This window comes from Streptomyces sp. NPDC002490 (genome assembly GCF_040296045.1).
Taxonomy (GTDB): domain Bacteria; phylum Actinomycetota; class Actinomycetes; order Streptomycetales; family Streptomycetaceae; genus Streptomyces.
Genome location: NZ_JBEOWM010000021.1, coordinates 91020 through 116939 on the forward strand (window position 1 = coordinate 91020; position 25920 = coordinate 116939).

Here is a 25920-nt window from a genome sequence, read left to right on the forward strand (position 1 = left end):
CCGAGAGGCACCCGATGAGCACCACCTTCCCGACCGAGGTCCCGACGGCGCTGGAGACGGCACCGCCGCGCCCGTACCAGCACTACGTCTACGCCTATCCGCACAAGACGGCGTACCGTCCGCTGCCCGCCCGCGGCCCCCGCCTCGCGGAGCTGTGGCGCGGGGAGCCGAAGGACGCGCTCTCGCTCTACCTGCACGTGCCGTTCTGCGAGGTCCGGTGCGGGTTCTGCAACCTGTTCACGCGGATCGGCGCGCCCGGGGAGTTGACGCGTCGCTACCTGGACGCCCTGGAGCGGCAGGCGGACGCGGTGCGGGAGGCGCTCGACGGGGACGGTCCGGTGCGCTTCGCGACGGCGGCGTTCGGCGGGGGCACGCCCACGTACCTGACCGCGGACGAGTTGGGCCGGCTGTGCGACCTCGCCGAGTCGCGGATGGGCGCGGACCTGCGGTCGGTGCCGCTGTCGGTGGAGGCGTCGCCGGCGACGGCCACCGCGGACCGCCTGGCGGTGCTGGCCGAGCGCGGGGCGACCCGGCTCAGCCTGGGGGTGCAGAGCTTCGTGCCCGAGGAGGCGCGGGCGGCGGTGCGGCCCCAGCGACGGGCGGACGTCGAAGCGGCCCTCGGACGGATACGGGAGGCCGCGATACCCGTGCTGAACATCGACCTGATCTACGGGATCGCGGGCCAGACCGAGGAGTCCTGGCTGGGCTCCTTGGACGCCGCCCTGGCCTGGCGCCCGGAGGAGCTGTACCTGTACCCGCTGTACGTGCGGAACCTCACCGGGCTGCACCGGAGGGTGGACGTGGCACAGCGCGCGTGGGACGAGCAGCGGTTGCGGCTCTACCGGGCGGGTCGGGACCACCTGCTGGCCCGGGGCTACGAGCAGCGGTCGATGCGGATGTTCCGGCGGGCGGACGCCCCGGCCGAGGGGCCCGAGGACCACGCCTGCCAGACGGACGGCATGGTGGGGCTGGGCTGCGGGGCGCGCTCGTACACCTCGACGCTGCACTACTCCTTCGACTACGCGGTGAACGAGCGCGAGGTGCGGTCCATCATCGACGCGTACACCACGACGGAGGACTTCGGCCGGCCGGTGCACGGCCGGTACGTGGCCGGGGGCGCAGGGGGCGGGGAGGCGCGGCGCCGCCATCTGCTCCAGTCGCTGCTCCAGGCCCCGGGCATGGCCCGGGAGGAGTACCGCACCCGGTTCGGCGCCGAACCGGAGGAGGACTTCCCGGGCGAGCTGGCCCGGTTCGCGCGCCGGGGCTGGCTCGATCCGGCGGCCCCGGCGGGGGTGCTGCGGCTGTCGGCGGAGGGACTGGCGCACTCCGACGCGGTCGGCCCGGAGCTCTTCTCCCCCGAGGTGCGGGCCGCGATGGCCGCCTACGAGGCACGGTGAGTGCCGTGGGCGCCGACCTCACGGTGCTGTACCGGGGCCCGCTGGCGTCCTGCGACTACGACTGCCCGTACTGCCCGTTCGCCAAGCGTCGGGACAGCCGGGAGCAACTCCGGGCCGACCGGGCCGCGTTGGAGCGGTTCACCGCCTGGGCGACGGGGTACCGGGACGGCCGGCTGTCGGTGCTGTTCACCCCCTGGGGCGAGGGCTTGGTGCGGTCCTGGTACCGGCGGGCCCTGGTGGAGTTGTCCCGGCAGGAGCACGTGGAGCGGGTGGCGATCCAGACGAACCTGAGTTGCCGCACCGACTGGCTCGACGCGGCGGACCTCGACACGGTGGCCTTGTGGTGCACGTACCACCCGGGCCAGACGCCCTACGCGCGGTTCCTCGACAAGTGCCGCGCCCTGTCCGAGCGCGGGGTGCGGTTCAGCGTCGGGGTGGTGGGGCTCGGGGAGCACCTGGAGCACGCCCGGCGGCTGCGGGCGGCGTTGCCGGAGCGGGTGTACCTGTGGGTGAACGCGGCCGAGGGGCACGTGTACACCGACGAGGAGGCCGCGGCCTGGACGGAGGTGGATCCGCTGTTCCCGTTCAGCCGTCATCCGCACCGCAGCGGAGGGCTGCCGTGCCGGACGGGTGCGTCGGTGGTGTCGGTCGACGGGGACGGCACGGTGCGGCGTTGTCACTTCGTCCGGTCCGTGCTGGGCAACCTCTACGACGGTTCGTACCGGGCGGCGCTGGCACCGCGGCCGTGCCCGCTGGCGCGGTGCGACTGCCACATCGGGTACGTGCACCTGGAGTCCCTGCCGCTGTACGACGTGTTCGCCGGGGGCGTGCTGGAGCGGATTCCGGCACCGTCCGGGACGGTGTGGCTACCGTCGCCGGGCGATCCCGGCTGACCCCGGCGGCAGCGGCCGTTCAGAGGGGGAGCAGATCGGGGCGCTTGGCCTCGACCTGGTCGCCGGAGGACACCCCGCGCAGTCGGCGTCCGATCCAGGGCACCAGGTACTCGCGCGCCCAGTGGATGTCGTCGCGCCGTTCTTCGAGGACGCCGCGGGGCGGTAGCGGGGGCCAGGGCTGGTCGGGGTCGGCGGGCACCTCGACGTCGAGGACCTGGGCGGCGCGGAGCGCGACCCGGGTGTGCCCCTCGGGCGAGAGGTGCAGGCGGTCGGTGTCCCAGGCCCGGCGGTCCTGCACGGTCCTGAGGGACCACAGGTCGAGGACCGGGCAGTGGTAGCGGTCGGCGATGGCCCGCACATGGCCGTTGTAGGTGGCGATCTTGCCGCGGAGGCGACGGAAGACGGGGACGCCCCGGGTGTCGAACCCGGTGGTCAGCATGACCGTGCCGACGGTGGAGGCGAGGTGGGCGACGGCGCGTTCGAAGCGTTCGGCCACCTCGTCGGGATCGCTGCCGGGGCGGATGATGTCGTTGCCGCCCGCGCAGAAGGTCACCAGGTCGGGGGCGAGCTCCCGGGCCCGGGGTATCTGCTCCTCGACGATCTGGTCGAGGAGCCGCCCGCGGACGGCGAGGTTGGCGTAGCGGAAGGCGTGCTCGGGGAGCCGGTCGCCCAGGAGGACGGCCAGCCGGTCGGCCCAGCCCACGAACGATCCGTCGGGCCCGGGGTCACCGACGCCCTCCGTGAAGCTGTCGCCGAGCGCTGCGTAGGACCGGATGCCGTCAGGGGGGAGGAACGTCGACTCTGCTGTCACATCGACCCATCCTTCCTCGCCCGGCGTGACCTACGCCACCGTAACAATGCCTTCCAGGGGGTTGACGGGACGTGAGAAAGGCCATGCGGTCGACCGGCACGACACGGGAATAGGGGAACGGCCAGGCCCGTACAGCGCGACGCGGGGCCGCATCGGAGGATGCGGCCCCGCGTGCGGGAGCTCCCGGCGGGTCGCCGGACGGATCAGACGGAGACGCCCTTGGACCGCAGGTAGGTCAGCGGGTCGATGTCGGAGCCGTACGTCGGCGAGGTGCGGATCTCGAAGTGCAGGTGCGGCCCGGTGCTGTTGCCGGTGGAACCGGCGAGGCCGATCTGCTGGCCGCCCGAGACGGACTGTCCCGCGCTGACGCCGAGCTGCGAGAGATGGGCGTACTGGGAGTACTTGCCGTCGGCGTGCTGGATGATCACCTGGTTGCCGTAGGCGCCCGCCCAGCCCGCCGAGACGACGGTGCCCGGGCCGACCGCCTTGAGCGGCGTGCCGGCGGGGACGCTGAAGTCGACGCCGGTGTGGTAGCCGCTGGACCACATGCTGCCGGAGGCCCGGTAGGGGGTGCCCACCCCGCTGGCGACCGGCAGGGTGAAGCCTGAGGCGTTCGCGGCGGCGGGCGCCTCGGCCGCCGCGGGCGCGACCTTCGGGGCGGCGGGCTTCGGAGCGGCGGGCTTCGGAGCCGGTGCCTTCTCGGGGGCCGCCTGCCGGACCTCGGGCGCCTGGGGCTGGGCGGCCTTCGGGGCCGGGGCCTCGGGCGCGGCGGCCTTCGGCGCGGCCTGCTTCGGGGCGGCGGACTGCGGGGCGGCGGCCGGGGCACCGATGGCGAGCTCCAGACCGGGGCGGATCAGGTTCGGGTCGGCGCCGACCGCGGCCCGGTTGTCCTGGTACAGCCGCTGCCAGCCGCCGCGCACGTCCTGCTCGTCGGCGATCTTCGACAGGTGGTCGCCGATCTTCACGGAGTACGTGGTGACCTCGGCGCGGGGGGTGGCGGTCCGCTCCGCGGGGGCCTGCGGGGCGGCCGGGGCGGTGACGGCGGCGGAGCCCTTGGGGGCGGGGGCGGCCTCCCCGGCCTGGGCGTGGGCCTGGGCGGCGCCCATCAGCGGAAGCGCCAGGGCCGCCGCGCCACCGGACCCGGTGAGGGCGATGGCGCGGACGAGCCGGGCGGACGTGGGACGGCGGTGCTTACCCGTCGCGGGCATGGTGCGTTCCTCTCCGGCGCCTACGAGGTGAGCTGTCGGATTCGGGCGGGAGGTGCCCGGCCGCGCTCGCGCGGCTTCACCCCGAGCCGGTCCGGTCGCCCGGACTCGGCGTACTGCGTGTGGGTTCCCCGCTCCTGCCGATGTCGGTACGACGGTGGGTGCCGGACGGTGGCAGGACTCGGCGTCCGCCCGGAGTGAGCGTGACGCTAAGCGAGCCGGAACGGCCCGGACAACCGCGAGCACGTCGATGACCAGGTATTCCTTGATCCTTGCGGGATTTCCCGGTCACCCTGCGTCGACGACGGCGGGGGCCGCGGAACTCAATTCCCGGGCTGTGGACGGCAGGCGGAGCACGGCCGGCCACCACGTTCGGTGACCTCTATGATCCCGGTCACGACCGGCTTCCCCAGGCGGCTTTATTCCCGGCCCAGTTGGGATGAGGACCACCAAGATTCGCGAACGCTATGAAAATGCACATTGCAGGACATAGAGGCCAGGGCTCGCCCTCCGTGTTTCACAAGAAAAGCCCATCACATCCCGATTGTCGGACGATGTGATGTCGTATCGTCTGAACCGGCCCGCCGTCCGACGGCGCCGGCGGGGGAACCGGAGGAGCCCCGTGACGCAGCAGATCCCATCCACCGAGCCCGAACTGACCGGCGTGCGCAACTTCCGGGACCTGGGAGGACTGCCGACCGCGGACGGTCGCCGGATCCGCCACGGGGTGCTGTTCCGCAGCGGCCACCTCGCCCGCGCGACGGCACGGGACAGCCGGTACCTCGACTCGCTCGGTCTGCACACCGTCTTCGACTTCCGCAACGACGCCGACCGCGCCCTCGACGGCCACGACGTGGAGCTCCCCGGGGTGCGCCAGGTGAACATCCCGCTCAGCGACCCGGCCGACGGCGCCGCGTTCTGGCACATGGTGCGCAACGGCGACCTCACCGAACTCCGCGCCCTGCTGGCCGGGGGGCGCGCCGTCGACCAGATGGTGACGTCCTACCGGGTCATGATCGAGCAGCGGACGGCGGAGCACGCCCGGGTGCTGCACGCGCTCGCCGAGGACAGCGTGCCCGCCCTGCTGCACTGCGCCGCGGGCAAGGACCGGGCCGGACTCACCGTGGCCGTGGCGCTGCTGGCCCTCGGGGTCGAGCGGAGCGCGATCGAGGAGGACTACCTCAAGTCCAACGCGGCGCACCGGCGGTACCGGGTGCGCCGCGACGCGGACGCCGTCGACGGCTCCGCGCCCGAGGCCATGGAGTTGCTGAGCCCCCTCTTCGACGCCCGGGTCGAGTACCTGGCGGCCGCCTTCGAGACGATCGACCGATGTTGGGGCGACACCGACACCTATCTGCGCCGGGCCCTCGGTCTCACCCCCGGGCTGCGCGAGCGGCTGCGCGGACGGCTGCTCGACTGAGCCGGTCCCCGGCCGCCGGCGGGGTCACTTGGCTCCGACCTCGAACAGCAGCCAGATGAAGGCGGCGACCAGGTGGCCGACCGCGACGTAGATGACCAGTCGGATCCAGATGCTCGGCGGCATCTTGTCCTCCATGCGGGGCGTGGAGGTCCGCGGGGCGACCGGAGGCGCCGCGGGGTCGGTGGGGGGTACGGGTTCGGTCATCGGAGGTCTCCCGGGGTGTGGCCGTCCGCCGGGCCGAGGCACAGCGCGGCGGTCGGACTCTGCAACAGGGTATGCACGAAGAGGAGGTCGGTGCCGTCCTCGTCGGCGGCGCCGATCCGGTGCGGGGTCAGCGAGTCGAAGTGGGCGCTGTCACCGGGGCCGAGGAGGTGGGTGCTGTCCCCGAGCCTGAGCCGCAACCGCCCGGACAGGACGTACAGCCACTCTTCGCCCGGGTGGACCCGCACGATGTCGCCCTGGGTGCCGTACGGCACCCGGACCCGCAGGGCCTGCATCCCCCGGCCGGAGGCGCCGGCCTGCCAGTACGTCCAGCCGCCGGCCCGGGTGGGCTCCATGGTGGCGGCCTGCACCACGGCGTCGCGGTCGACGACCGTTTCGCCGAGCAGTTCGGAGACCGTGGTGCCGTACACCCGGGCGAGCGCCAGCAGCATCGGCAGGGAGGGCTGCCGTCGACCGGTCTCCAGCCGGGACAGGTGCGCCGGGGACAACCCGGCCGCGGCGGCAGCCGTCTCCAGGGTGAGCCCCGCGCCGCGCCGGAGCTCCCGCAGCCGGGGGGCGACGAGGGGGACCGCCGTCTCCGGGGCGGGGGCCGCGGCGGCGGGCGGTTCCTCGGGAGGGACGGACTCTGGGTGGCTCATGCTTCGATTGAGCCAGAAAAATGCCCCTCGGGCAAATTTCTTGCCCGAGGGGTAAAAAACGAGATCGCGGGTCGCTGCACCGCTCAGCGGACGGCCACCGCCTGCTTCACCAGTGTCCTCCCGAAGTCCCATATGAGGCCACCCCCCCGGTGCGCGTCGTCCATCACGGCGGTGAAGGCCGTGACGAAGCGGTCCACGTCCGCCTCGTCCACCACCAGCGGCGGGATCAGTTTGATCACTTCCAGCCGGTCCCCGGACACCTGGGTGAGGATGCGGTGCCGCTGGAGCAGGGGGGCCACCACCATCTGCGCGAACAGGCCCTTGCGGGCGGCCTGGAGCATGGTCCAGCCGCCCCGCAGCTTCAGCGACCGGGGGCGGCCGAACTCGATCCCGATCATCAGCCCCCGGCCCCGCACCTCGCTCAGCAGCTCGTAGCGGTCCACCAGGGCGGCCAGCCGGGAACGCAGCAGCTCCCCGACGGTACGGGCGCGCTCCACCAGGTGCTCGGACTCCAGCACCCAGAGCACCGCGAGCCCCGCCGCCATGGCCTGCGCGTTCGATCCGAAGCTCGCCGAGTGCACCAGGACCCGGTCCATGGAGGCGTACACCTTCTGGAAGATCCAGTCCCGCCCCAGGGTCGCCCCGACCGGGACGTACCCCCCGGACAGGGCCTTCGCCACGCAGATCAGGTCCGGCTCCACCCCGTCCTCGTGCTGGTGGGCGTAGAAGTCCCCGGTCCTGCCCAGCCCGGTCTGCACCTCGTCCGCGATCAGCAGCGCCCGGTGCGCACGCAGCAGCTCCTGGGCGCCGCGTAGGTACCCGGGCGGGGCCTCGTGGACGCCCTTGCCCTGGATCGGCTCCACGATCAGCGCGGCCACGTCGCCGCGCGCCAACTCCCGGGCGAGCGCATCGAGGTCGCCGAGCGGCACCGCCGTGTCGGGCAGCAGGGGCCCGAAGCCCTCCCGGAAGCCGGACTCCCCGTTGACGGAGAGGGCACCGGTGGTGAGCCCGTGGAAGGCGTGCGTGCAGTACAGCACCCGGGGCCGGCCGGTGGCGCAGCGGGCGAACTTGAGCGCGGTCTCCACCGCCTCCGTGCCGCTGTTGCCGAAGAACACCCGGTCCAGATGGGGGCTGTGGGCGAGCAGGCGTTCCGCGAGCAGCCCCGGCAGCGGCGGGCAGTCGAAGCGGGTGAGGTCGGCGAGGGAGGCGTCCAGCACGTCGTGGAGGGCCTTGCGCACCACGGGGTGGTGCCGACCGACGCCCATCACCCCGAACCCGGCCAGCATGTCCAGGTGGTCGTTGCCGTCCGCGTCCCAGAAGTGCGCGCCCTCGGCCCGTTCGTAGACCTTGTCGAAGCCGATGGTGCGCAGCATGCGGGGGAGCTGGTGGTTGAGGTGGCGGGAGTGCAACGCGTACCGCTCGCCGCCGCGTTCGGAGAGCAGTGCGCCGAGGTCGAACGCCTCGCTCATCGCGGACCGCCCTCCGTTCCCTCCGTCGTCGGCCCGGGGGGCGGTGCCGTCACGCGCGGTTGCCCGAGACCGTGTCGCGGGCGGCGCGCAGGCTCTCCCTGAGCGATCCCATGGTGGCGAGGACCGCGGTGGGTTCGTAGCCGCAGTGGGCCATGCAGTTGGCGCAGCGCGGGTCCTTGCCCCGGCCGTAGGCGTCCCAGTCCGTCTGCTCGACGAGTTCCCGGTAGGTGGGGACGTAGCCGTCGCTCATCAGGTAGCAGGGGCGCTGCCAGCCGAAGAGGGAGTAGTTGGGGATCGCCCAGGCGGTGCAGGGGAAGTCGACCCTGCCCTCCAGGAAGTCGAGGAACAGCGGCGAGTGGTTAAGTCGCCAGCGGCGGCGGTTGCCGCCGGCGAACGCCTTCCGGAAGAGTTCGCGGGTCTGTTCCACGCCGAGGAAGTGCTCCTGGTCCGGTGCCTTCTCGTAGGCGTAGGCAGGCGAGATCATCATCTCGTCCACCCGGAGGTCGTCGTTGAGGTAGTTGAGGACCTCGATGACGGTCTGCGGGGTGTCGGTGTTGAAGAAGGTGGAGTTGGTGGTGACCCGGAAGCCGCGCTCCTTGGCCTGCTCGATCGCCGCCACCGCCTCGTCGAACACGCCCTCCTTGGCCACCGACTCGTCGTGACGCTCCCGCAGTCCGTCGATGTGCACGGCGAAGGCGAAGTACGGGGAGGGGGTGAACCTCTCCATCTTCTTGCGCATCAGCAAGGCGTTGGTGCACAGGAAGACGTACTTCTTCCTGGCCACCAACTGGCGCACGATCTCGTCGATGTGCGGGTGCATCAGGGGTTCGCCACCCGCGATGGAGACCATCGGGGCCCCGGACTCCAGGACCGCCCCGACAGCCTGCGCGACCGGCATCCGTTGCTTCAACACCCCTGCCGGGTGCTGGATCTTTCCGCAGCCCTCGCACTTGAGGTTGCAGGCGAAGAGCGGTTCGAGCTCCACGATCAGCGGAAACTTGTCCCGCTTGCGGAGCTTCTGTTCGAAGAGGTAGGTCGCGACCTTGACGGACTGGCGGAGCGGCATGGCCATCTCAGCTCACCTCCGGGGGAGCATCACAGTGCGGTGCCATTCACTGAAGACGGGGAGCACGGCGCGGAGAACGCGGAAAGCCGATATTCCACCGCGCAGGGTGCCGATGCGGACGAGTTCGTGTGCGGGGGCGTCGACGACCACCCGGACGGCCGCAACGGGGCGGGGGCCCGGCCGGGAACCGCTTCCGGGGGCGCGCACGGCGGTGCGCAGGCTCACCGCCGACTCCATGTCCACCGCGATGGCCCCCGTGGCGCGCAGCGCGGCGCGTTCGGCCCCCCGGATGACGTGGTCGGAACCGATCAGCACTCCGGTGTGCACGGTCCGCCCGGGCGACTGTCGCAGCAGCGCCTCGACCAGCGGACCGGTGCCGGAGCAGCGGACCGAGCCCTGTGCGTCCCGGGTCTCCTCGGCGACCACCAGGTCCCCCGGGCGCATCCCCGGGGCGAGCCCCGCGCAGAAGCCGGTGGCCAGGACTGCCGCGTCGTGCAGGGCGGGGCGCTCCAGGGCCCGGGACAGCGCCCGGGCCGCAGCCCGGGGCCCCATGCCGGTGCGCACCACCGTCGGCTGCGGGGCCGCGGTCGGGCCGTGGGTGCCCAGGCGCAGGGCGAGCCGTTCGATGCCGAGTGCACAGGCGACCAGGAGGGGGACGGCCGTCCCGGGGTCGGTTCGGCCGGCCGACGACCCCGCATCCGGCGGCTCGTTGGGGGCGGACCGCATCAGCCCGCCTTGCCGGTCCGCTCGGCGATGCGTCCGGCTGCCGCCGCGACCAGCGATCGTGCGGTGCGCACCACCGTCGGACGGACCGGGCGGCGGTCCGGGGGGCGGGTCCCCGGGCCGGCGGGGGCGGTCCCGGCGGCGGTGCCGCACCCCGGAGCACGGTCCGCGAGCGGGTCCCCGTGCAGGAAGCGCCCGAGCGCGGTCAGCGGGAACACCTGCCGGTACAGGTGGTAGTTGATCGAGAAGTCCCAGGGGAAGCCGGTGCCCGTGTAGTACGGCTCGTCCCAGGAGCCGTCCTCGCATTGGGTCTCCACCAGCCAGGAGACACCGCGCTCGGCGGCCTTGCCGTGGCGTTCCCCCGCGGCGAGCAGTGCCATCAGCGCCCAGGCGGTCTGGGAGGCGGTGGAGGCTCCGCGACCGCCCCAGCCGGGTGCGTCGTGGTAGGAGCGCAGGTCCTCGCCCCACCCGCCGTCCTCGTTCTGCACCGCCTCCAGCCAGGCCACGGCGCGCCGGATCGACGGGTGCGAGCGCGGGAGCCCGGCGGCGACCAGTGCGGGGACCACCGATCCGGTGCCGTACACGTAGTTGACGCCCCAGCGGCCGAACCAGGCGCCGCCGGACTCCTGGGCGGCGAGCAGCCAGGCGATCCCGCGGCGGGCGCCCGGCTCCCCCGCCCGGCCCTCGACCGCGAGCATCTCCACCACGTGCGCGGTGACGTCGGCGGACGGCGGATCGATCACCTTGCCGAAGTCGCAGAACGGCAACCGGTTGGGGAACGGGCTGGTGTTGTCCACGTCGAAGGCGCCCCAGCCGCCGTCCCGGGACTGCATGCCGAGGGTCCAGGCGACGCCGCGGGCGACGGCTCCCTCCAGCCGTTCGCGGTCCGGGTGAACCACCCGGCGCAGGGCGAGCACCACCTCGGCGGTGTCGTCGATGTCGGGGTAGGTGTCGTTGTGGAACTCGAACGCCCATCCGCCCGGGGCGAGTCCGGGGCGCCGCACCGACCAGTCCCCGTGCCGGTCGATCTCCTCGCCGAGCATCCACTCGGCGGCCCTGACCAGTTGGGGGTGGTCGCCGGGCACTCCGGCGTCGGCCAGGGCGATGGTCGCCAGGCAGGTGTCCCACACCGGCGACTGACACGCTTCAATCATGCGGGAGCCGTCCGGACGCCACACGGCGAACCGGTCCAGGGAGGCGAGCCCGGCCTTCAGCACGGGGTGGTCCAGGTCGTAGCCCAGCAGGTGCAGGGCGATGATCGAGTAGACCGCGGGCGGTTGGATGCCGCCCCAGCAGCCGTCCCGTTCCTGGCGTTCGATGATCCAGCGGGCCGAGGAGCGCATGGCCGCCGCGCGCAGCGGCCGGGGGGCGATCCGGTGGTAGAGCCGCAGCACCTTGTCGAACCGTTGGAACACCCCGTCCCAGGAGGTCACCGGCGCCAGCGGGCGGTGCGGGCAGGGGTCGGTCGGATCGGTGTGCAACTCGTCCAGGGCGAAGGGCGCGGGGCGCACCGGTCGCTGGGCGGAGACGACGGCGAGCGGCACGATCGTCTGCCGGGCCCAGCAGCCGAAGTCGTAGATGTTCAGCGGGAACCAGCGCGGGACGTAGATGACCTCCGGGGGCACCTCGGGCAGGTCCTCCCACCGCCACCAGCCGAACAGGGCCAACCAGATGCGGGTGAAGACCCGGGCCGCGGCGATCCCGCCGCGGGACCTGATCCACTCGGCGGCCTGCGCCATGTGCGGTTCGTCGGGGTCGTCGCCCGCGAGCCGGAGGGCCACGTACGCCTCGACGGTGGCGGAGAGGTCACCGGGGCCCTGGTGGAAGGTGGCCCAGGTGCCGTCGCTGCGTTGTTCGCCCCGGACGAAGAGGGCGGCGGCCCGGGTGGTGGCCTCGTCCCGGATGCCGAGGAACTCCCTGAGCAGCAGGTCCTCGGCGTCCATGGTGACGTTCGTCTCCAGGTCCCCCTTCCACCAGCCCTCGGGGCTCTGGAGGGAGAGCAGGAAGTCACCGGCGCGGCGGGTGGCGCGCCGAACGGCTTCGTGGTCGTCGGGCGCGCGGGGGGTCTGGTCGGCGTGTTCGTCGGTCGCCGAGGCCGCGCGGGGCGGTACCGCCCCGTTGCCTCCGTCGGTCCTCGCTGTCATGGCTTCCCCTTCGATGCAGTGTGGATCTTCTGCTGGGTCCGCCGTCGGCCGGCGCCCGGGAGGGCACCGGCCGGCGACCGCGAGTCATATGCTCCGGATGTCGATGGTCATCTCTTTCGTACGACGACGAAGTCGGCGAGCGCCACGAACTGCGCCCGCACCAGGTCGGGCATGTCCACGGAGTCCAGGGCCTCGACGGCGACGGCGTGCTGGCGGCGCGCCTCCTGGGAGGTCCACTCCCGGCCGCCGGCCTGCTCGATGAGGGCGGCACGGGCGGCGAACTCCGCCTCGGAGAAGGTGTCGAAGTCGTTGCTCTTGGCGTCGGCGGCCAGCAGCTCGGCGAGTTGCTCGGAGGCGGGGCCGCCCGCGTCGAGGGCGGCGACCACGGGCAGGGACTTCTTGCGCTGGCGCAGATCGCTCCAGGTCTGCTTGCCGGTGGCCTCCGGGTCGCCCCAGATGCCCAGCAGGTCGTCGATCGCCTGGAAGGCGAGGCCGAGGTGGTGGCCGTACTTCTCCAGGCTGTCGGCGGTGCGGTCGTCGGCGCCGCCGAGCACCGCACCGATGGAGGAGGCGCAGGCCAGCAGGGCGCCGGTCTTGTTGCCCTCCATCTCCAGGCACTCGGCGACGGTGACCCGCTCCCGGTGCTCGTAGGAGATGTCCTGGGCCTGGCCGTCGATGAGGGCGCGGGTGGCGCTGGTGAGCCGGCGGGTGGCGCGCCCCGCCTCGACGGTGCCCAGCTCCAGCAGGACCTCGCCGGCGAGGGCGAACAGGGCGTCGCCGACCAGGATCGCCTGGGCCGGACCGTGCACCTTCCACACCGTGTCGCGGTGGCGGCGCTGTTCGTCGCCGTCCATCAGGTCGTCGTGGAGCAGGGAGAAGTTGTGCACCAACTCCACGGCGACCGCACCGGGCACGCCGGTCTCGGGCGGGGCTCCGGCGACCTCGGCGGACAACAGGGCGAGCGCGGGGCGGACGGCTTTGCCGCCGTCGCTGTCCGCCGGGTTGCCGTGGGCGTCGATCCAACCGAAGTGGTAGGAGGCGACGGTGTCCATGGGCGGGGCGAGGCGATCCACCGCGGCCTTGAGCACGGGGGTCGCCAGGGTTCTGCCCCGCTCCAGCAGCGCGGCCACGTCCACGGCCTCGGCGGACGCTTGGCCCGGGGGCACAGTGGGCACAGTCTCTCCTCTTGTTGCGGTGGTGCCGGGGGCGCGCAGATCGATGGTCATGCCGCCTCCCGGAAGAGATGGTCACGTGGCCGGCCCAGGGCGTGGAGGGCGGCGTCGGCCGCACTGACGCCGCTGCGCACCGCTCCCTCCATCGTGGCCGGCCAGCCGGTGGCGGTCCATGCTCCGGCCAGGAACAACCCGGGTGACCTGGTGCGTGCACCGGGGCGCAGGGCGCCGCTGCCGGGCGCGGGCGTGAAGGTGGCCGTGCGCTCCCTGGTCACGAAGAAGTCGCGGACCTCCGCGCCTCGGGTGGCGGGCAGCAGCCGTTCGAGTTCGGGGAGGTAGCGCTCGCGCAGGACGGCGACCGGCTCGTCGATCTCGTGCTGCACCGCGGACTGGGAAACGGCGAGGTACTGGCCCTCGGTCAGTCCGGAGGCGGCGGTGCGGTCGAACACCCACTGCACGGGCGAGCCCAGGGCCGCGAAGAACGGCCGGCGCAGCACCGTGCGGTCGTAGATCACGTGCAGGTTGAGGATCGGCGAGGTGCCGAGCGCGAGCAGCTTGCCGGGGGCGTCGAGGGCGCCCGGGGGCAGCAGGTCGTGCGTCTCGCGCTGGGGCGCGGCGAGCACGACGGTGTCCGCCGTGATCTCGCCGCCCGGCGCCTTCACCGTCCAACGGCCGTCCGGCGTCGGGGAGATGCCGGCGACCCGGGTGCGCAGTTCGGTGTGCACCCCCGCGGTGTCGAGCGCCTTGCGGGCGAGGGTGTCGTGGAGTTCGCCGAGGGGGACCGAGGCCCAACCGATGTCGGCGGCGCCCGGTTCCTGGAGCAGCCCGGTCCGGAAGACCATGGCGGCCAGGGCCAGGGACACGTCCCCGGCGACGGCGTTCAGGGTGGCGACGCCGACGAGGTCCCACAGCGCTTCGACGGCGCGCGCCGACTGGCCGTGGCGCGCCAGCCAACTGCCGAAGTCCTGGGCGTCCAGGGCGGGGTCGGCGGGGTCGAGGGCCTTGAGGGCGAGCGCCGCCCGGGCGACGGACAGCCGCTCGGCGACCGACAGGTGGGGGTAGGCGGCGAGCGAACGCGTGAGGTGCAGCGGTACCGGCAGGGCGGATCGGCGCAGCGTGCCCAGCCGCGGGCCCTCGCCGGAAGGGGTGCGCACCCGGCTCGCAGCGTCCACCACGGGGACGGTGAGCCGGTCCTGGACGGGGGCGAGCGCGGTCGCGTCGATCCGGTCGAGGAACCAGCGGTAGGCGGTGCAGCACCGCAGGTACACGTGCTGGCCGTTGTCGACGGTGAGGTCGCCGCGCTGGAAGGAGAAGGCGAGTCCGCCGAGCCGGGGACGTCCCTCCAGCAGGGTCACCCGGACCCCGGCGTCGGCGAGCGAGAGGGCGGTGGTGGTCCCGGCGATGCCGCCGCCGACGACGACGGCGGTGGGCGGCTCCGCGTCCGTGGGCGCCGGCCCGTGGGAACCTGGGTCGGTGGTGGTCACGCGGCTCCCCCGGGGGTGTGGTTCTGGTACCCCGGGCCGGGGGCGGCGAGTGGTGCCGAGGCCCTCATCAGGCACGCCTCCTGACGGTCCGTCGAGGACGGTGGCGGGTGTCGAGTCCGGACAGCCCCCGCACGGCCACGTACGCCTTCTCGTGGCCCGGGAGGGAGACCCGGCCGCGCAACACGGCCTGCGGGTCGCGCTCGATGCGGTCGAGGAGTCGGCGGTAGATCCCGGCCATGGCGGCCACGCAGGCTCCGCTGCGACGGTCGAGCAGCGGCAGCAGCCGGTAGCCCTCGGCGAACAGCGCCCGGGCGCGGCGCACTTCGAAGCGGACGAGCCCCTCGAAGTCGCCGCCTTCGGGCGGGCGGGGCCCGTCGAAGCCGGCGGAGCAGCCGAACTCGGCGAGGTCGTCGGCGGGGAGGTAGACCCGTCCGCCGAGGGCGTCCTCGCGAACGTCCCGGAGGATGTTGGTGAGTTGCAGGGCGAGTCCGAGGGTGTCGGCGTACTCGGGTGCGCGCTCCGCACCGCGGGCACCCGGTTCGGAGCCGAAGATCCCGAGGGAGAGCCGGCCGATGCCGCCGGCGACGCAGCGGCAGTAGACCTTGAGCTCGTCCCAGGTGGCGTAGGTCTGCCCGCGCACGTCCATCAGGACGCCGTCGATGAGTTCGTCCAGGGCGTCCAGGGGGATCGGGAAGGCCCGGGCGGTGTGGCTGAGGGCGACCGCCACCGGGTCGGTGTCGTCCTCGGCGACCTCGCCGTCCCGGACCCGGGACAGCACGGTGCGGGTGTCCTCCAGCCGCTTCTGCTTGACGTCCGGGGGGAGGTCGCCGTCGCCGATGTCGTCCACCCGCCGGGAGAAGGCGTACAGCGCGGACATGGCGCGGCGCTTCGCGGTCGGCAACAGCCGGATGCCGTAGGCGAAGTTGCGGGCCTGTTGCCCGGTGACGGTCTCGCAGTAGCTGTACGCGGCGAGCACCGGCGCGGATGCGCGCGGCTCTGACTCCACGGCCCGGTTCACCCCTCTCCTCGCAGTGTGGTGGCCACCTCGCGCAGGAGCTGGACCTTGGTGGGCTTGGGCGGGCCGGGCAGCACGTCGTAGGCCGCGGCGGCGAGGGCGCGGACGGCGGCGCGTCCACCGCCCACGAACCCGGCGAGGAGCAGCCGGAGCCGGCCGTGGACGCTGCCGACCAGGGCGCCGCCCTCGGCAAGCAGGTCGTGGGCGCGTTCCGCTTCGTGGGCGACGAGGGCGCGCACCGAGGCGCCGGTGCTCGGGGCGGCGAGGTCGGCCTCCCGGACGTGGAAGCGCGCCATGGATTCGGCGGGCAGGTAGATCCGGTCGCGGGCGAGGTCCTCGGCGACGTCCTGGAGGTGTTCGACGATCTGGAGGCCGGTGCACACCGCGTCGGAGCGGCGGACGCGTTCCGGGGTGGTGGTGCCGGTGACGGCGAGGACGAGCCGGCCGACCGGGTTCGCCGACAGTTCGCAGTACGCCAGCAGGTCGTCGTAGGTGGCGTACCGGGTGACCGTCTGGTCCTGCCGGTTGGCGGCGATCAGCCCGAGGAAGGGTTCGGGGTCCAGGCGGTGGCGGTGGACGGTGGGCGCCAGGCGCTGGAGCAGCGGGTGGCGGGGGCCGTCGGAGGCGGGGGCGAAGACGCGGCGCAGGTCGGCCTCGAAGGCGTCCAGGAACAGCAGTCGGTCCGCCGCGTCGGCGGGCGCGAGGCCGAGGTGGCGGGCGTCGGCCCCGCCGGGGGCGAGGTCGCCGTCGCCGATGTCGTCGACGAGCCGGGCGTAGCCGTAGAGGGCCATCAGGTCGCCCCGCCAGGCGCGCGGCAGGAAGAAGGGGGCGACCGGGAAGTTCTCGTGCGCGGCCTTGTCCAGGGTGGCGAGCACCACGGGGTCGGCGGGTGCGGGGGCCGCGGCCGGTCCGGGGGGCCGCGGGTCGTCCGCGCGGGCCGCGAGGGCTCCGCTACGGAACGTGCTGTGCATGGGGGTCCTCTCGGCGTCCGTCACCACGCGCCACCCGGTACGGAGACTGCGGAAGCGTCGCGGAGCCGGAGACTTTCCGTAGCCATTGCCGTCACATCTCCGTTCTACACTACCGACCGAAAACATCCCCTTTCGGACACACCGCCCAGGTCAATCATGGTGGAGGCACCGGGGCTTTGACCGCTATCGCCCCAGTTGCCGCGAATCGGTACCGCTCCAGCTTACGTTGTACGGCGTCGAAGCACGGGCCGGGGCTCCTCCCCACGCTTCCCCCTGTTCTCTCCCTCCGGGCAACGAACCGGCCCCCGCCCGGGTTCCGGAACAGCGGGACGGTTCACGAAGCGTCAGGGCCGCGCCGCGGTACGGGGGGTCGTGGCCCGGCGCACGGGGACCCCGCCCGTTGGTTGCGGCGGGGTCCGTGCGCGGCCGGGCTCGGGGCGGGGCCGCTACTTCCCGGTGAACTTCTCGTACTCCTTCAGCACGTCCGCCGTGGGGCCGTCCATCCTCAGCTCGCCGTGTTCCAACCAGATCACCCGGTCGCAGGTGTCCCGGATGGACTTGTTGTTGTGGCTGACCAGGAACACCGTGCCGGCGTCCTTGCGCAGCTCCCGGATGCGGGCCTCGGAGCGCTTCTGGAAGCTGCGGTCACCGGTGGCCAGTGCCTCGTCGATCATCAGGACGTCGTGGTCCTTGGCCGCGGCGATGGAGAAGCGCAGTCGCGCCGCCATGCCCGAGGAGTAGGTGCGCATGGGAAGGGTGATGAAGTCGCCCTTCTCGTTGATCCCGGAGAAGTCCACGATCTCCTGGTACCGGGACCTGATCTGCTCCCGGGACATCCCCATCGCGAGACCGCCCAGGATGACGTTCCGCTCCCCGGTGAGGTCGTTCATCATCGCCGCGTTCACGCCGAGCAGGGACGGCTGGCCGTCGGTGTAGACCTTGCCGCGCTCGGCGGGCAGCAGCCCCGCGATGGCCCGCAGCAGGGTCGACTTGCCGGAGCCGTTGGAACCGATCAGGCCGATCGCCTCGCCCCGGTAGGCGACGAAGGAGACGCCGCGCACGGCGTGCACCTCGCGCACCCCGCGTTCCCGGCCGCGCCGGGCGATGCGGCTGAGGGCCGAGGTCGCACTGCCCTTGCCGGTCTTCGCGCCGTTGACGCGGTAGACGATGTGCAGCTCGTCGGCGATGACGGTGGGGCGCCGGGCGCCCGTGCTCTGCTCAGCCACGGCCGTACCGCTCCTCCGCCTTCCAGAAGTACACGAAACCACCGACCGCCACCAGCACCGCCCAGCCCAGGGCGACGGCCCAGACGTGCGCGGGCAGGTACCCCGAGCCGTAGTCGTCGATCAGGGCGAACCGCATCAGGTCCATGTAGACCGCGGCCGGGTTCCACTGGAGCACGTCCGCGATCCACGCCGGCTGGTCCTCCAGCATGACCGGGAGGGAGAACATCACGCCGGAGGCGTACATCCAGGTCCGCATCACGAACGGCATCAGCTGGGCGAGGTCCGGGGTCTTCGCCCCCAGCCGGGCCATGATCAGGGCGAGTCCGGTGTTGAAGAAGAACTGGAGCACCAGCACCGGCACGATCAGCACCCAGGACAGGGTGGGGTAGCTGCCGCAGGCGACGACCACCGCGAAGACCACCAGCATCGAGAACAGCAGTTGCTGGAGTTGCTGGAGCGCGAAGGAGACCGGCAGCGAGGCCCGGGGGAAGTGCAGCGCCCGCACCAGTCCGATGTTGCCGGAGATCGCCCGGACCCCGGCCATCACGGAGCTCTGGGTGAAGGTGAAGACGAACACCCCCGTCACCAGGAAGGGGATGTACACCTCCCTGTCCATGCCCCGGTCGGCGTTCAGGATCAGCCCGAAGATCAGGAAGTAGACCAGCGCGTTCAGCAGCGGCGTGACCACCTGCCAGAGCTGGCCCAGCTTGGCCTGGCTGTACTGGGCGGTGAGCTTGGCCTGGGAGAACGCCAGGATGAAGTGGCGCCGGCCCCAGAGCTGGCGGACGTACGCCACGAGCCCGGGACGGGCACCGCTCACGGACAGCCCGTGCTTGGCGGCCAGGGCCGCCGGGGAGAGCCCGTCGTCGGGCGACGGGGGCGCACTCACCGCGACACCGCCGTCATGCGTTGTCTCACTCACAAGTGGAAACTTTCGTCTTCAAGAGATGAGCTGCCTGGCCGGACACGGACGGTGCCGGGTGCCCGCCGGGGCACGGCAGGACGTCCTCGGACCCGATTCTCCCTCGGACCCGAACGTGCCGGAATCTCCGGTGGGCGACCCCGGTCGGATCGCTCGCCACACCGTACGCCACCGCGTCGAACGCCGGGGAACCGCGATCGGGCTCCGCCGGGCCGGTGGCCGTTCCGGTCGGTGCCGTGCGGCACCGACCGGACGCCTCACTTCAGTCTGCTGGAGACCAGGATCGAGACCAGGTGCAGCAGGGTCTGGAGCAGGGCGATGCCGGCGAGGACGGCGACGCCGAGCCGGCTGAAGAACAGGTCCCCGCGGACCGTGTCCACGATCGCCAGGGCCAGGATCAGCAGCGAGGCCTCGATGCCGAGGATCAGCCGGTGGAACTTGAGCGCGGCGGCGGCGCGACGCGCCAGGGCCATGCCGGAGGAACGCGGCTCCGCCGCCGACTCCTTGACCGGCGGCAGTCCGCCCTGGTGACGGGCCACCCCCACCAGGTCCGTCTCGGCCTTGATCAGGATGGCGCCGAGCGCGGCCAGGGTGCCGAGGAAGGCCCACAACCAGTCGATGCGTCCCGTCCCCCACAGGTCCGCGGCGCGCAGGCCGAAGCCCACCAGCACCGCGGCGTCGGTGAGGTAGGCCCCGACCCGGTCCAGGTAGACCCCGCTGAGCGAGAACTGCTGCCGCCACCGGGCGATCTCGCCGTCCACGCAATCCAGCAGCAGGTACAGCTGGACCATCACCACGCCGAGCACGGCGCCCGGGACCCCCGGCACCAGCAGGGCCGGGGCCGCGAGCAGGCCGCAGACGGTCATCAGGTACGTGAGCTGGTTGGGGGTGACCCGGGTGTCGACCAGGTACCGGTCCACCCGGAGCGAGACCTCCCGCATGTACAGGCGTCCCGCCCAGTGCTCACCGCTGCGCCGGTCCTTGACCCCCGCGGGGTGCACGACCGGGCGGAGTTCAGCTACCGATGGCCTTGGCATAGTCGGCGTATGCGTCCTTGATCTGGTCGGTGTTGAGGTCGAGGTGTTCGAGGATGGTGTAGCGGCCGGGCCGGGTCTGCGGGGCGAACTCCACGGCCCGCACGAACTCCTCCGTGCTGAAGCCGATCTCCTGCGGCAGCACGGGCAGCCCGTGCCGGCGCAGCACCTCGGCCATCCGCCGGGACTCCTCGTGCGCCCCGCGCAGGTGCATGGCGAACGCGGCGCCCAGGCCGACCTGCTCGCCGTGGCTGGCGGCCCGCTTGGGGTAGAGCAGGTCGAAGGCGTGGTTGATCTCGTGGCACGCGCCGGAGGCGGGACGGGAGTCGCCCGCGACCGACATGGAGATGCCGGTGAGGACCAGCCCTTCGGCCAGCACCTGGAGGAAGCCGTCGTCGCCGACCCCGCCGGGGTGGCGCAGCACCGCCTCGCCGGCCTGCCGGGCGATCGCCGCGGCCAGTCCGTCGATGGACTCGCCGGTCTCGCGGTGGGCGAGCTCCCAGTCGGCGACGCAGGAGATGTTGGAGACGGCGTCGCCGATGCCGGAGCGGACGAACCGCACGGGCGCCTCGCGGACCACGTCGAGGTCGATGACGACCGCGATCGGGTTCGGGACGCCGTACGAGCCGCGGCCCGCGTCGTTGTCGAGGGTCGCGACCGGCGAACACAGGCCGTCGTGGGCCAGGTTGGTCGCGACCGCCACCAGGGGCAGGCCGACGCGGGCAGCGGCGAACTTGGCGCAGTCGATGATCTTGCCGCCGCCCAGGCCCACCACGGCGTCGTAGCGGCCCTTCTTCATCGCGTCGGCGAGCCTGACCGCGTCGTCCAGCGTGCCGCCGCCGACCGGGAACCACTCGGCCCCGGGGAGCGCGGGCTCCAGCCGCTCCCGCAGCCGGGCGCCGCTGCCGCCGCTGATGGCGACGGCGAGCTTGCCCGACGTGGAGATGCGCTGGTCCGCGAGGACCCCCACCAGGTCGTCGAGGGCACCCGCACGGATGTCGACGACCAGGGGCGAGGGGATCAGACGGGTCAGTACTGGCACGCGATCTCACGCCCCTTGGCGAGGTCGTCGTGGTTGTCGATCTCGACCCACGTGACGTCGCCGATGGGGGCCACGTCGACCTTGAAGCCGCGGTTCACCAGCTCCTGGTAGCCGTCCTCGTAGTAGAGGTCGGGGTCGCGCTCGAAGGTGGTCTTCAGGGCGTCGGCCAACTCGGCGGCGGCCTCGCCCTCGATGAGGGTGACGCCGATGTACTCGCCGGTCGCCTCGGCCGGGTCCATCAGCTTGGTGATCTTCTGGACGCCCTTGGCGGGGTCCACGACGACCTTCATCTCCTCGTCCGCGAGCTGCTTCACGGTGTCCAGGGCGAGGATGATCTTCTTGCCGTCGCCGCGGGCCGCCAACAGGGTCTTCTCGACGGAGACCGGGTGGACGGTGTCGCCGTTGGCGAGGATCACCGAGTGCTGGAGGGCGTCACGACCGCACCACAGGGAGTAGGCGTTGTTCCACTCCTCGGCCTTGTCGTTGTCGATGAGGGTCAGCGTGAGGCCGTACTTGGCCTCCAGGGCCGCCTTGCGCTCGTACACGGCCTCCTTGCGGTACCCGACGATGATCGCGACCTCGGTGAGCCCGATCTCGGCGAAGTTGCCGAGGGTCAGGTCGAGGACCGTGAGGCTGTCCTCCGCGCCCTCGGGACCCACCGGCACCAGCGCCTTGGGGAGCGTGTCGGTGTAGGGACGCAGACGCCGTCCGGCGCCGGCCGCCAGCACGAGGCCGATCATGCGGGTTCTCCTTCATCGTGTACGGCGGGTGCTCCGGAGGAGACCCAGAAGCGGATGCTCTCGGCGAGCACCACGAGTGCCACGGCCACGGCGAGGACCGTGAGCAGGGCGGTGAAACCTGTGTTGCCGAGCAGGGCCGCGGCGAAGGTCACCAGGAGGACCCGGCCCTCCTGCCCCCCGACCGCGCGCACCAGCCAGGTCGGTGGCGCGCCGGTGCCACCGCGGATGCGGTAGACCGTGTCGTAGTGATGGTAGGCGACGGCCGCCACCAGCCCGAATGCGGCGGCCAGGGCTCCGCTCGACCCCGACTGGGCGGCCAGTGCCAGCACGGTGCCGTACTCGGCGGCCCGGAAGAGCGGGGGCACCAGCCAGTCCAGCGCTCCGGTGAGCGGGCGGGCCACGGCGAGGCCCGAGGTGGCCACGTACAGGCAGGCGACGGTGACCGGCGCCCAGCCGCCGAAGTCGGTGAGGAGGGCCGCGGCCACCACGGCGGCGCCGCCGAGCAGGGCGACCGCGGGCGGAGCGAGGGCCGGCAGTCGGCGGGCGACGCCGCCGAGGACGGCGGCGAACGCCTCGCCGAGAGGGCCGGTGTCGGTGAGGTCGTGCAGGGCACGGGCGGCCCGCTCGGTGCGGGCGGCCCTGCGGGTGAGCGAGCGCAGCACCCGGCCGGCGGTGGTGTAGCAGGCCGCGAACGCACAGCCGACGAGCAGGACGACCAGGGTGATCCGGGGGGTGGTGACCGCGGTGAGGACGGCGATCAGCGCCCAGCGCTCCCCGATCGGCAGCACGATCATGCGGCGCACCCAGACCGTCCAGCCGACGCTGTCGAGCCGGTCGGAGAGGGCGGCGGTGGGGCTGGTGTTGGCGGTGGCGTCGTGGTTGGCCTCGGTGAAGGAGAAGTCCACCACGTGCCGGCAGGTCTGGAGGACCATCGCGCCGAGCGCGAGCGCCCACACGTCGTCCCCGCCGCGGGCCGCGCCCAGCGCCAGGCCCGCGTAGTAGGCGTACTCCTTGGCCCGGTCGAAGGTGGCGTCGAGCCAGGCCCCGAGCGTGGAGTACTGGAGGGAGTAGCGGGCGAGCTGGCCGTCGGCGCAGTCGAGGACGAACGAGAACAGCAGCAGGGCTCCGGCGGCGACGAAGCCGGCCCGGGTGCCGGTGGCCGCGCAGCCCGCGGCGATCAGCGCGGTGATCAGGGACGCGGTGGTGACCTGGTTGGGGGTCAGTCCGCGACGGGCGGCCCAGCGGGCGACGTGGCGGGAGTAGGGGCTGACCGCGAAGGTGGTGAAGAAGCCGTCCCGGGACTTGACCGCGGTGCGCAGCCGGACGTCCTCGTCGTCGACGGCGGCGACCGCCCGGCGGGCCTCGTCGCGGGCCTGCGGGTCGGCGGGCACGACGGCGACGAGGGGGCCGAGCTCGGGGCGGTGGACGGGGGTGCCGCCGGTCTCGACGAGTGCGGCGGCCCGGTCGGGGGCGGAGGTCTCGGGGTCGGGGGCGGTCACCGTGCCGTCCGACGGGGCGTCGGAGGCCGTGGCCGCTCCGCCGTCGGCGGACCCGGGGCGTCCGGTTTCCTCGGCGCCGTCCTGCCCGGTCCCCGGCCCGCCGGCGCGCACCGCGCGCTCCAGGGCCGACCGGGCGGCCCGCTGCGCGGTGACGGCGCCGGGGACGGCGGCGGCGTCGAAGCGCGGGTCGGTGAGGGCCAGCCGCAGTGCGTGGACGTGGCCCACGAAGCGGCTGTCCACGAGGGCCACGCGCCGTCCTGCGGGTACGGCGTCGAGCAGGGCGGGGACGTCGGAGGCGTCCTCGGCGACCCGCACGTCGAAGCCGAGGCCCCGCAGATCGTCTTCGAGCGACGATCCCGGGACCGGCCGGCCGGTGAGGATGGCGGTCGACAGCGGACTCACTCCCTGGGTTCCGACACGCGCTGACGCCGGGCGTGTGCATGGGTGGGGGCGCGCCCCGGGACCGGGGTCGGCCGGGCGGCACGTCGGCTGAGGCTATCGGATGCGTACCCATGGGCGTTCACCACCCGTTCGGGGGCCGATCGGCGGGCTCCGCCGTCCCCTCGCCACCGCGATCATCATTGTTGATCAGGGGCCCTTAGCACAAACGGCCGAGGGCGAGGGGTGCACCGGCGCACCGGCGACCGGAGGGGCGTACCGACGCCGCGGTCGCTTCCACGGAGCGCGGACGGCCGCCTCCTCGAAGCTCCGCGCGGAGCGCACGGGTCGCATGCGCCGGAGCACGGTCGGACCGGCTCAGCCCCGGCGCACGGGGGCACTCGCCGCAGCTTCCACCCCTCTGACCAGGCTCTCGTTTCCGCAGGTCAGAGCACATGACAACGGTGTTCAGTGCCGTGTTGCCGGATACCCCCCACCCGTAGTTGACTGGCAGTGCCAGGAGCACCGCCGGAGCACCGACCACTGCTGCGAGAGGATGGGTTTTCATGGGGGCAGGGCACGATCACGGGCATGCGCACGGCGCACCCCTCACGGGCACCGCGGCCGCCGCGTACAAGGGACGACTACGGATCGCACTGTCCATCACCCTGACGGTGTTGGTGATGGAGGTCATCGGCGGCGTCGTCACCGGCTCGCTCGCGCTCGTCGCCGACGCCGCCCACATGGCGACCGACGCCGTGGGGCTCGGGATGGCCCTGCTCGCGATCCACTTCGCGAACCGCCCGCCCAGCACCAACCGCACTTTCGGCCTGGCCCGCGCCGAGATCCTCGCGGCGCTCGCCAACTGTCTGCTCCTGCTCGGCGTCGGCGGCTACGTGCTCTACGAGGCGATCCAGCGGTTCATCACCCCGACCGAGACCCAGGGCGGACTGACCGTGGTCTTCGGTCTGGTCGGCCTGGTCGCCAACCTCGTGTCGCTGTCCCTGTTGATGCGCGGACAGAAGGAGAGCCTCAATGTGCGGGGCGCCTTCCTGGAGGTGCTCTCGGACGCCCTCGGCTCGCTCGCGGTGGTCGTTTCCGCCCTGGTCATCATGGGCACCGGCTGGCAGGCCGCCGACCCGATCGCCTCGCTGCTCATCGGCCTCATGATCATTCCGCGCACCGTGAAGCTGTTGCGCGAGACCCTGAACGTGCTGCTGGAGTCGGCACCCAAGGGCGTCGACATGAACGAGGTGCGGTCCCACATGCTCGCGCTGAAGGGCGTCGAGGAGGTGCACGACCTGCACGCCTGGACGATCACCTCGGGGATGCCCGTGCTGTCCGCGCACGTGGTGGTCGACGAGGAGTGCCTGGAGCGGGCGGGGCACGAACGGGTGCTGCACGCCTTGCAGGAGTGCCTCGGCGACCACTTCGACGTGGCGCACTGCACCTTCCAGCTGGAGCCGAGCGGCCACGCCGCGCACGAGCGGGTCTGCCACTGAAGCCCACCGCACGGGCGGGGCCGCCCGCCCGTGCGGTGGCCTCCGCGCAGGTCATCGCACTATCGTTCCTCGAACAGGTGCGCAAGGCGGGGTCGGGGTGTTTTCCGATCAGAGGGGGGAAGCGAGTCGGGTAGCCGATCGCCCCGGGCGTCCAGAGCAGTGGCACGACGCGAGCGGGCGGCCGCTCCGCGGCGCGCGGCGGACACCGCCGATGCCGGAAGTGTCGGTGTTGTGCGGCAGACTTGACGTGCGAGGACCGAAGCGAAGGATGGGTATGTCGATCACACCTGCGACCGCGGAGCACACCGTGCCGGGCGCCACAGCCGAAGCGATCATGCTGGAACTGGTCGACGAGGACGGCGTCACCATCGGCACCGCCGAGAAGCTCTCCGCCCACCGGGCTCCGGGACGGCTGCACCGCGCGTTCTCCGTGTTCCTCTTCGACGAGCAGGGGCGGCTGCTGCTCCAGCAGCGCGCACTGGGCAAGTACCACTCCCCCGGCGTCTGGTCGAACACCTGCTGCGGCCACCCCTACCCGGGCGAGGCCCCCTTCGCGGCAGCGGCCCGTCGCACCTTCGAGGAGCTCGGCGTCTCCCCGTCCCTGCTCGCCGAGGCGGGCACGGTCCGGTACAACCACCCGGACCCCGCCTCCGGGCTGGTGGAACAGGAGTTCAACCACCTTTTCGTGGGCATGGTGCAGGCGACGCCGCGGCCGGACGGGACCGAGGTCGGGGACACCGCCTTCGTCACCGCGGAGGAACTGCTGGCGCGCCACGGGAAGGACCCCTTCTCGGCGTGGTTCATGACCGTGCTGGACGCCGCACGGCCCGCCATCAGGGAGCTGACGGGCCCCGCCGTGGCGTCCGGTGCGGCAGGATCCTGGGATGGAGCACGTTCGAGACCTCGGCACCCTGCCGAAGGCGCATCTGCATCTGCACTTCACGGGC

22 protein-coding genes, 1 pseudogene and 1 riboswitch are annotated in these 25920 nt (G+C 72.8%); of the genes and pseudogenes, 5 read left to right on the top strand and 18 right to left on the bottom strand.

Features of this window, described 5'->3' with window-relative positions; all coding sequences use genetic code 11:
- Nucleotides 1-14: 14 nt before the first annotated feature.
- Both ABT092_RS15955 and ABT092_RS15960 read left to right on the top strand, forming a co-directional pair.
- Complete coding sequence (locus tag ABT092_RS15955; RefSeq protein WP_351244113.1) at nucleotides 15-1397, top strand: STM4012 family radical SAM protein; 1383 nt, start codon at nucleotides 15-17, stop codon at nucleotides 1395-1397.
- A 5-nt stretch (nucleotides 1398-1402) separates the two neighbouring features.
- Nucleotides 1403-2290 (top strand): STM4011 family radical SAM protein, encoded by an 888-nt coding sequence (locus ABT092_RS15960; protein WP_351244115.1) that lies wholly within the window; start codon nucleotides 1403-1405, stop codon nucleotides 2288-2290.
- A 19-nt stretch (nucleotides 2291-2309) separates the two neighbouring features.
- On the opposite strand, the gene ABT092_RS15965 is transcribed toward ABT092_RS15960, so the two are convergent.
- Together ABT092_RS15965 and ABT092_RS15970 are read right to left on the bottom strand one after the other, a co-directional pair.
- The gene (locus tag ABT092_RS15965) at nucleotides 2310-3101 is read right to left on the bottom strand and encodes an SGNH/GDSL hydrolase family protein (protein WP_351244117.1); all 792 of its coding nucleotides are present in this window, start codon (nucleotides 3099-3101) and stop codon (nucleotides 2310-2312) included.
- A 203-nt stretch (nucleotides 3102-3304) separates the two neighbouring features.
- Entirely contained in the window at nucleotides 3305-4309 is a 1005-nt protein-coding gene (locus tag ABT092_RS15970; RefSeq protein WP_351244119.1) for a M23 family metallopeptidase, read from the bottom strand.
- Nucleotides 4310-4311: 2 nt separating this feature from the next.
- A riboswitch (cyclic di-AMP (ydaO/yuaA leader) is annotated at nucleotides 4312-4430 on the bottom strand.
- A gap of 498 nt (nucleotides 4431-4928) precedes the next feature.
- Between ABT092_RS15970 and ABT092_RS15975 the strand changes: the two genes are divergently transcribed.
- Nucleotides 4929-5726, top strand: a complete 798-nt coding sequence (locus ABT092_RS15975) for a tyrosine-protein phosphatase (RefSeq protein WP_351244121.1) — start codon at nucleotides 4929-4931, stop codon at nucleotides 5724-5726.
- A gap of 24 nt (nucleotides 5727-5750) precedes the next feature.
- On the opposite strand, the gene ABT092_RS15980 is transcribed toward ABT092_RS15975, so the two are convergent.
- From ABT092_RS15980 to ABT092_RS16055, 16 genes are all read right to left on the bottom strand, one after another.
- The gene (locus ABT092_RS15980; protein WP_351244123.1) at nucleotides 5751-5930 is read right to left on the bottom strand and encodes a DUF6126 family protein; all 180 of its coding nucleotides are present in this window, start codon (nucleotides 5928-5930) and stop codon (nucleotides 5751-5753) included.
- A complete protein-coding gene (locus ABT092_RS15985) occupies nucleotides 5927-6586 on the bottom strand; it encodes a helix-turn-helix domain-containing protein (RefSeq protein ID WP_351244125.1) in 660 nt (219 codons plus the stop codon). Before ABT092_RS15985 ends, ABT092_RS15980 begins: the two co-directional genes overlap by 4 nt.
- Nucleotides 6587-6669: 83 nt before the next feature.
- Entirely contained in the window at nucleotides 6670-8055 is a 1386-nt protein-coding gene (locus ABT092_RS15990) for an aspartate aminotransferase family protein (protein WP_351244127.1), read from the bottom strand.
- Between the two features lie 49 nt (nucleotides 8056-8104).
- Nucleotides 8105-9127 carry an adenosyl-hopene transferase HpnH gene (hpnH, locus tag ABT092_RS15995; protein ID WP_351244129.1) on the bottom strand — a complete coding sequence of 341 codons (1023 nt, stop codon included), beginning with the start codon at nucleotides 9125-9127 and terminating at the stop codon, nucleotides 8105-8107.
- A gap of 6 nt (nucleotides 9128-9133) precedes the next feature.
- Nucleotides 9134-9847 (bottom strand): phosphorylase family protein, encoded by a 714-nt coding sequence (locus ABT092_RS16000; protein ID WP_351244131.1) that lies wholly within the window; start codon nucleotides 9845-9847, stop codon nucleotides 9134-9136.
- Nucleotides 9847-11988 (bottom strand): squalene--hopene cyclase, encoded by a 2142-nt coding sequence (shc, locus tag ABT092_RS16005; RefSeq protein ID WP_351244133.1) that lies wholly within the window; start codon nucleotides 11986-11988, stop codon nucleotides 9847-9849. Before shc ends, ABT092_RS16000 begins: the two co-directional genes overlap by 1 nt.
- Before the next feature lie 107 nt (nucleotides 11989-12095).
- On the bottom strand, nucleotides 12096-13214 hold the full coding sequence (locus ABT092_RS16010; protein WP_351244135.1) for a polyprenyl synthetase family protein: 1119 nt from the start codon (nucleotides 13212-13214) through the stop codon (nucleotides 12096-12098).
- Nucleotides 13211-14644, bottom strand: coding sequence for a hydroxysqualene dehydroxylase HpnE (hpnE, locus tag ABT092_RS16015; RefSeq protein ID WP_351244137.1), 1434 nt, complete (start codon nucleotides 14642-14644; stop codon nucleotides 13211-13213). Before hpnE ends, ABT092_RS16010 begins: the two co-directional genes overlap by 4 nt.
- 67 nt (nucleotides 14645-14711) lie before the next feature.
- On the bottom strand, nucleotides 14712-15662 hold the full coding sequence (gene hpnD / locus ABT092_RS16020; RefSeq protein ID WP_351244139.1) for a presqualene diphosphate synthase HpnD: 951 nt from the start codon (nucleotides 15660-15662) through the stop codon (nucleotides 14712-14714).
- A complete protein-coding gene (hpnC, locus tag ABT092_RS16025; RefSeq protein ID WP_351244141.1) occupies nucleotides 15659-16630 on the bottom strand; it encodes a squalene synthase HpnC in 972 nt (323 codons plus the stop codon). Before hpnC ends, hpnD begins: the two co-directional genes overlap by 4 nt.
- A gap of 446 nt (nucleotides 16631-17076) precedes the next feature.
- The gene (locus tag ABT092_RS16030) at nucleotides 17077-17856 is read right to left on the bottom strand and encodes an ABC transporter ATP-binding protein (RefSeq protein WP_351244143.1); all 780 of its coding nucleotides are present in this window, start codon (nucleotides 17854-17856) and stop codon (nucleotides 17077-17079) included.
- Nucleotides 17849-18778 carry an ABC transporter permease gene (locus ABT092_RS16035; protein ID WP_351244145.1) on the bottom strand — a complete coding sequence of 310 codons (930 nt, stop codon included), beginning with the start codon at nucleotides 18776-18778 and terminating at the stop codon, nucleotides 17849-17851. The genes ABT092_RS16030 and ABT092_RS16035 overlap by 8 nt, the downstream gene beginning before the upstream one ends.
- Before the next feature lie 257 nt (nucleotides 18779-19035).
- A complete protein-coding gene (locus ABT092_RS16040) occupies nucleotides 19036-19815 on the bottom strand; it encodes a CDP-alcohol phosphatidyltransferase family protein (RefSeq protein WP_351244147.1) in 780 nt (259 codons plus the stop codon).
- Nucleotides 19793-20854, bottom strand: coding sequence for an iron-containing alcohol dehydrogenase family protein (locus ABT092_RS16045; protein ID WP_351244149.1), 1062 nt, complete (start codon nucleotides 20852-20854; stop codon nucleotides 19793-19795). Before ABT092_RS16045 ends, ABT092_RS16040 begins: the two co-directional genes overlap by 23 nt.
- Nucleotides 20842-21594: a phosphocholine cytidylyltransferase family protein gene (locus ABT092_RS16050; RefSeq protein ID WP_351244151.1), complete on the bottom strand. Its 753-nt coding sequence runs from the start codon at nucleotides 21592-21594 to the stop codon at nucleotides 20842-20844. The genes ABT092_RS16045 and ABT092_RS16050 overlap by 13 nt, the downstream gene beginning before the upstream one ends.
- Nucleotides 21591-23486, bottom strand: coding sequence for a DUF5941 domain-containing protein (locus ABT092_RS16055; RefSeq protein WP_351244161.1), 1896 nt, complete (start codon nucleotides 23484-23486; stop codon nucleotides 21591-21593). Before ABT092_RS16055 ends, ABT092_RS16050 begins: the two co-directional genes overlap by 4 nt.
- Nucleotides 23487-24037: 551 nt before the next feature.
- On the opposite strand from ABT092_RS16055, the gene ABT092_RS16060 reads away from it, so the two are divergent.
- Both ABT092_RS16060 and idi read left to right on the top strand, forming a co-directional pair.
- Nucleotides 24038-24973, top strand: coding sequence for a cation diffusion facilitator family transporter (locus ABT092_RS16060; RefSeq protein ID WP_351244153.1), 936 nt, complete (start codon nucleotides 24038-24040; stop codon nucleotides 24971-24973).
- A 274-nt stretch (nucleotides 24974-25247) separates the two neighbouring features.
- Nucleotides 25248-25829 (top strand): annotated as a pseudogene (idi, locus tag ABT092_RS16065) (isopentenyl-diphosphate Delta-isomerase); the annotation flags it as partial.
- Between the last annotated feature and the right edge of the window lie 91 nt (nucleotides 25830-25920).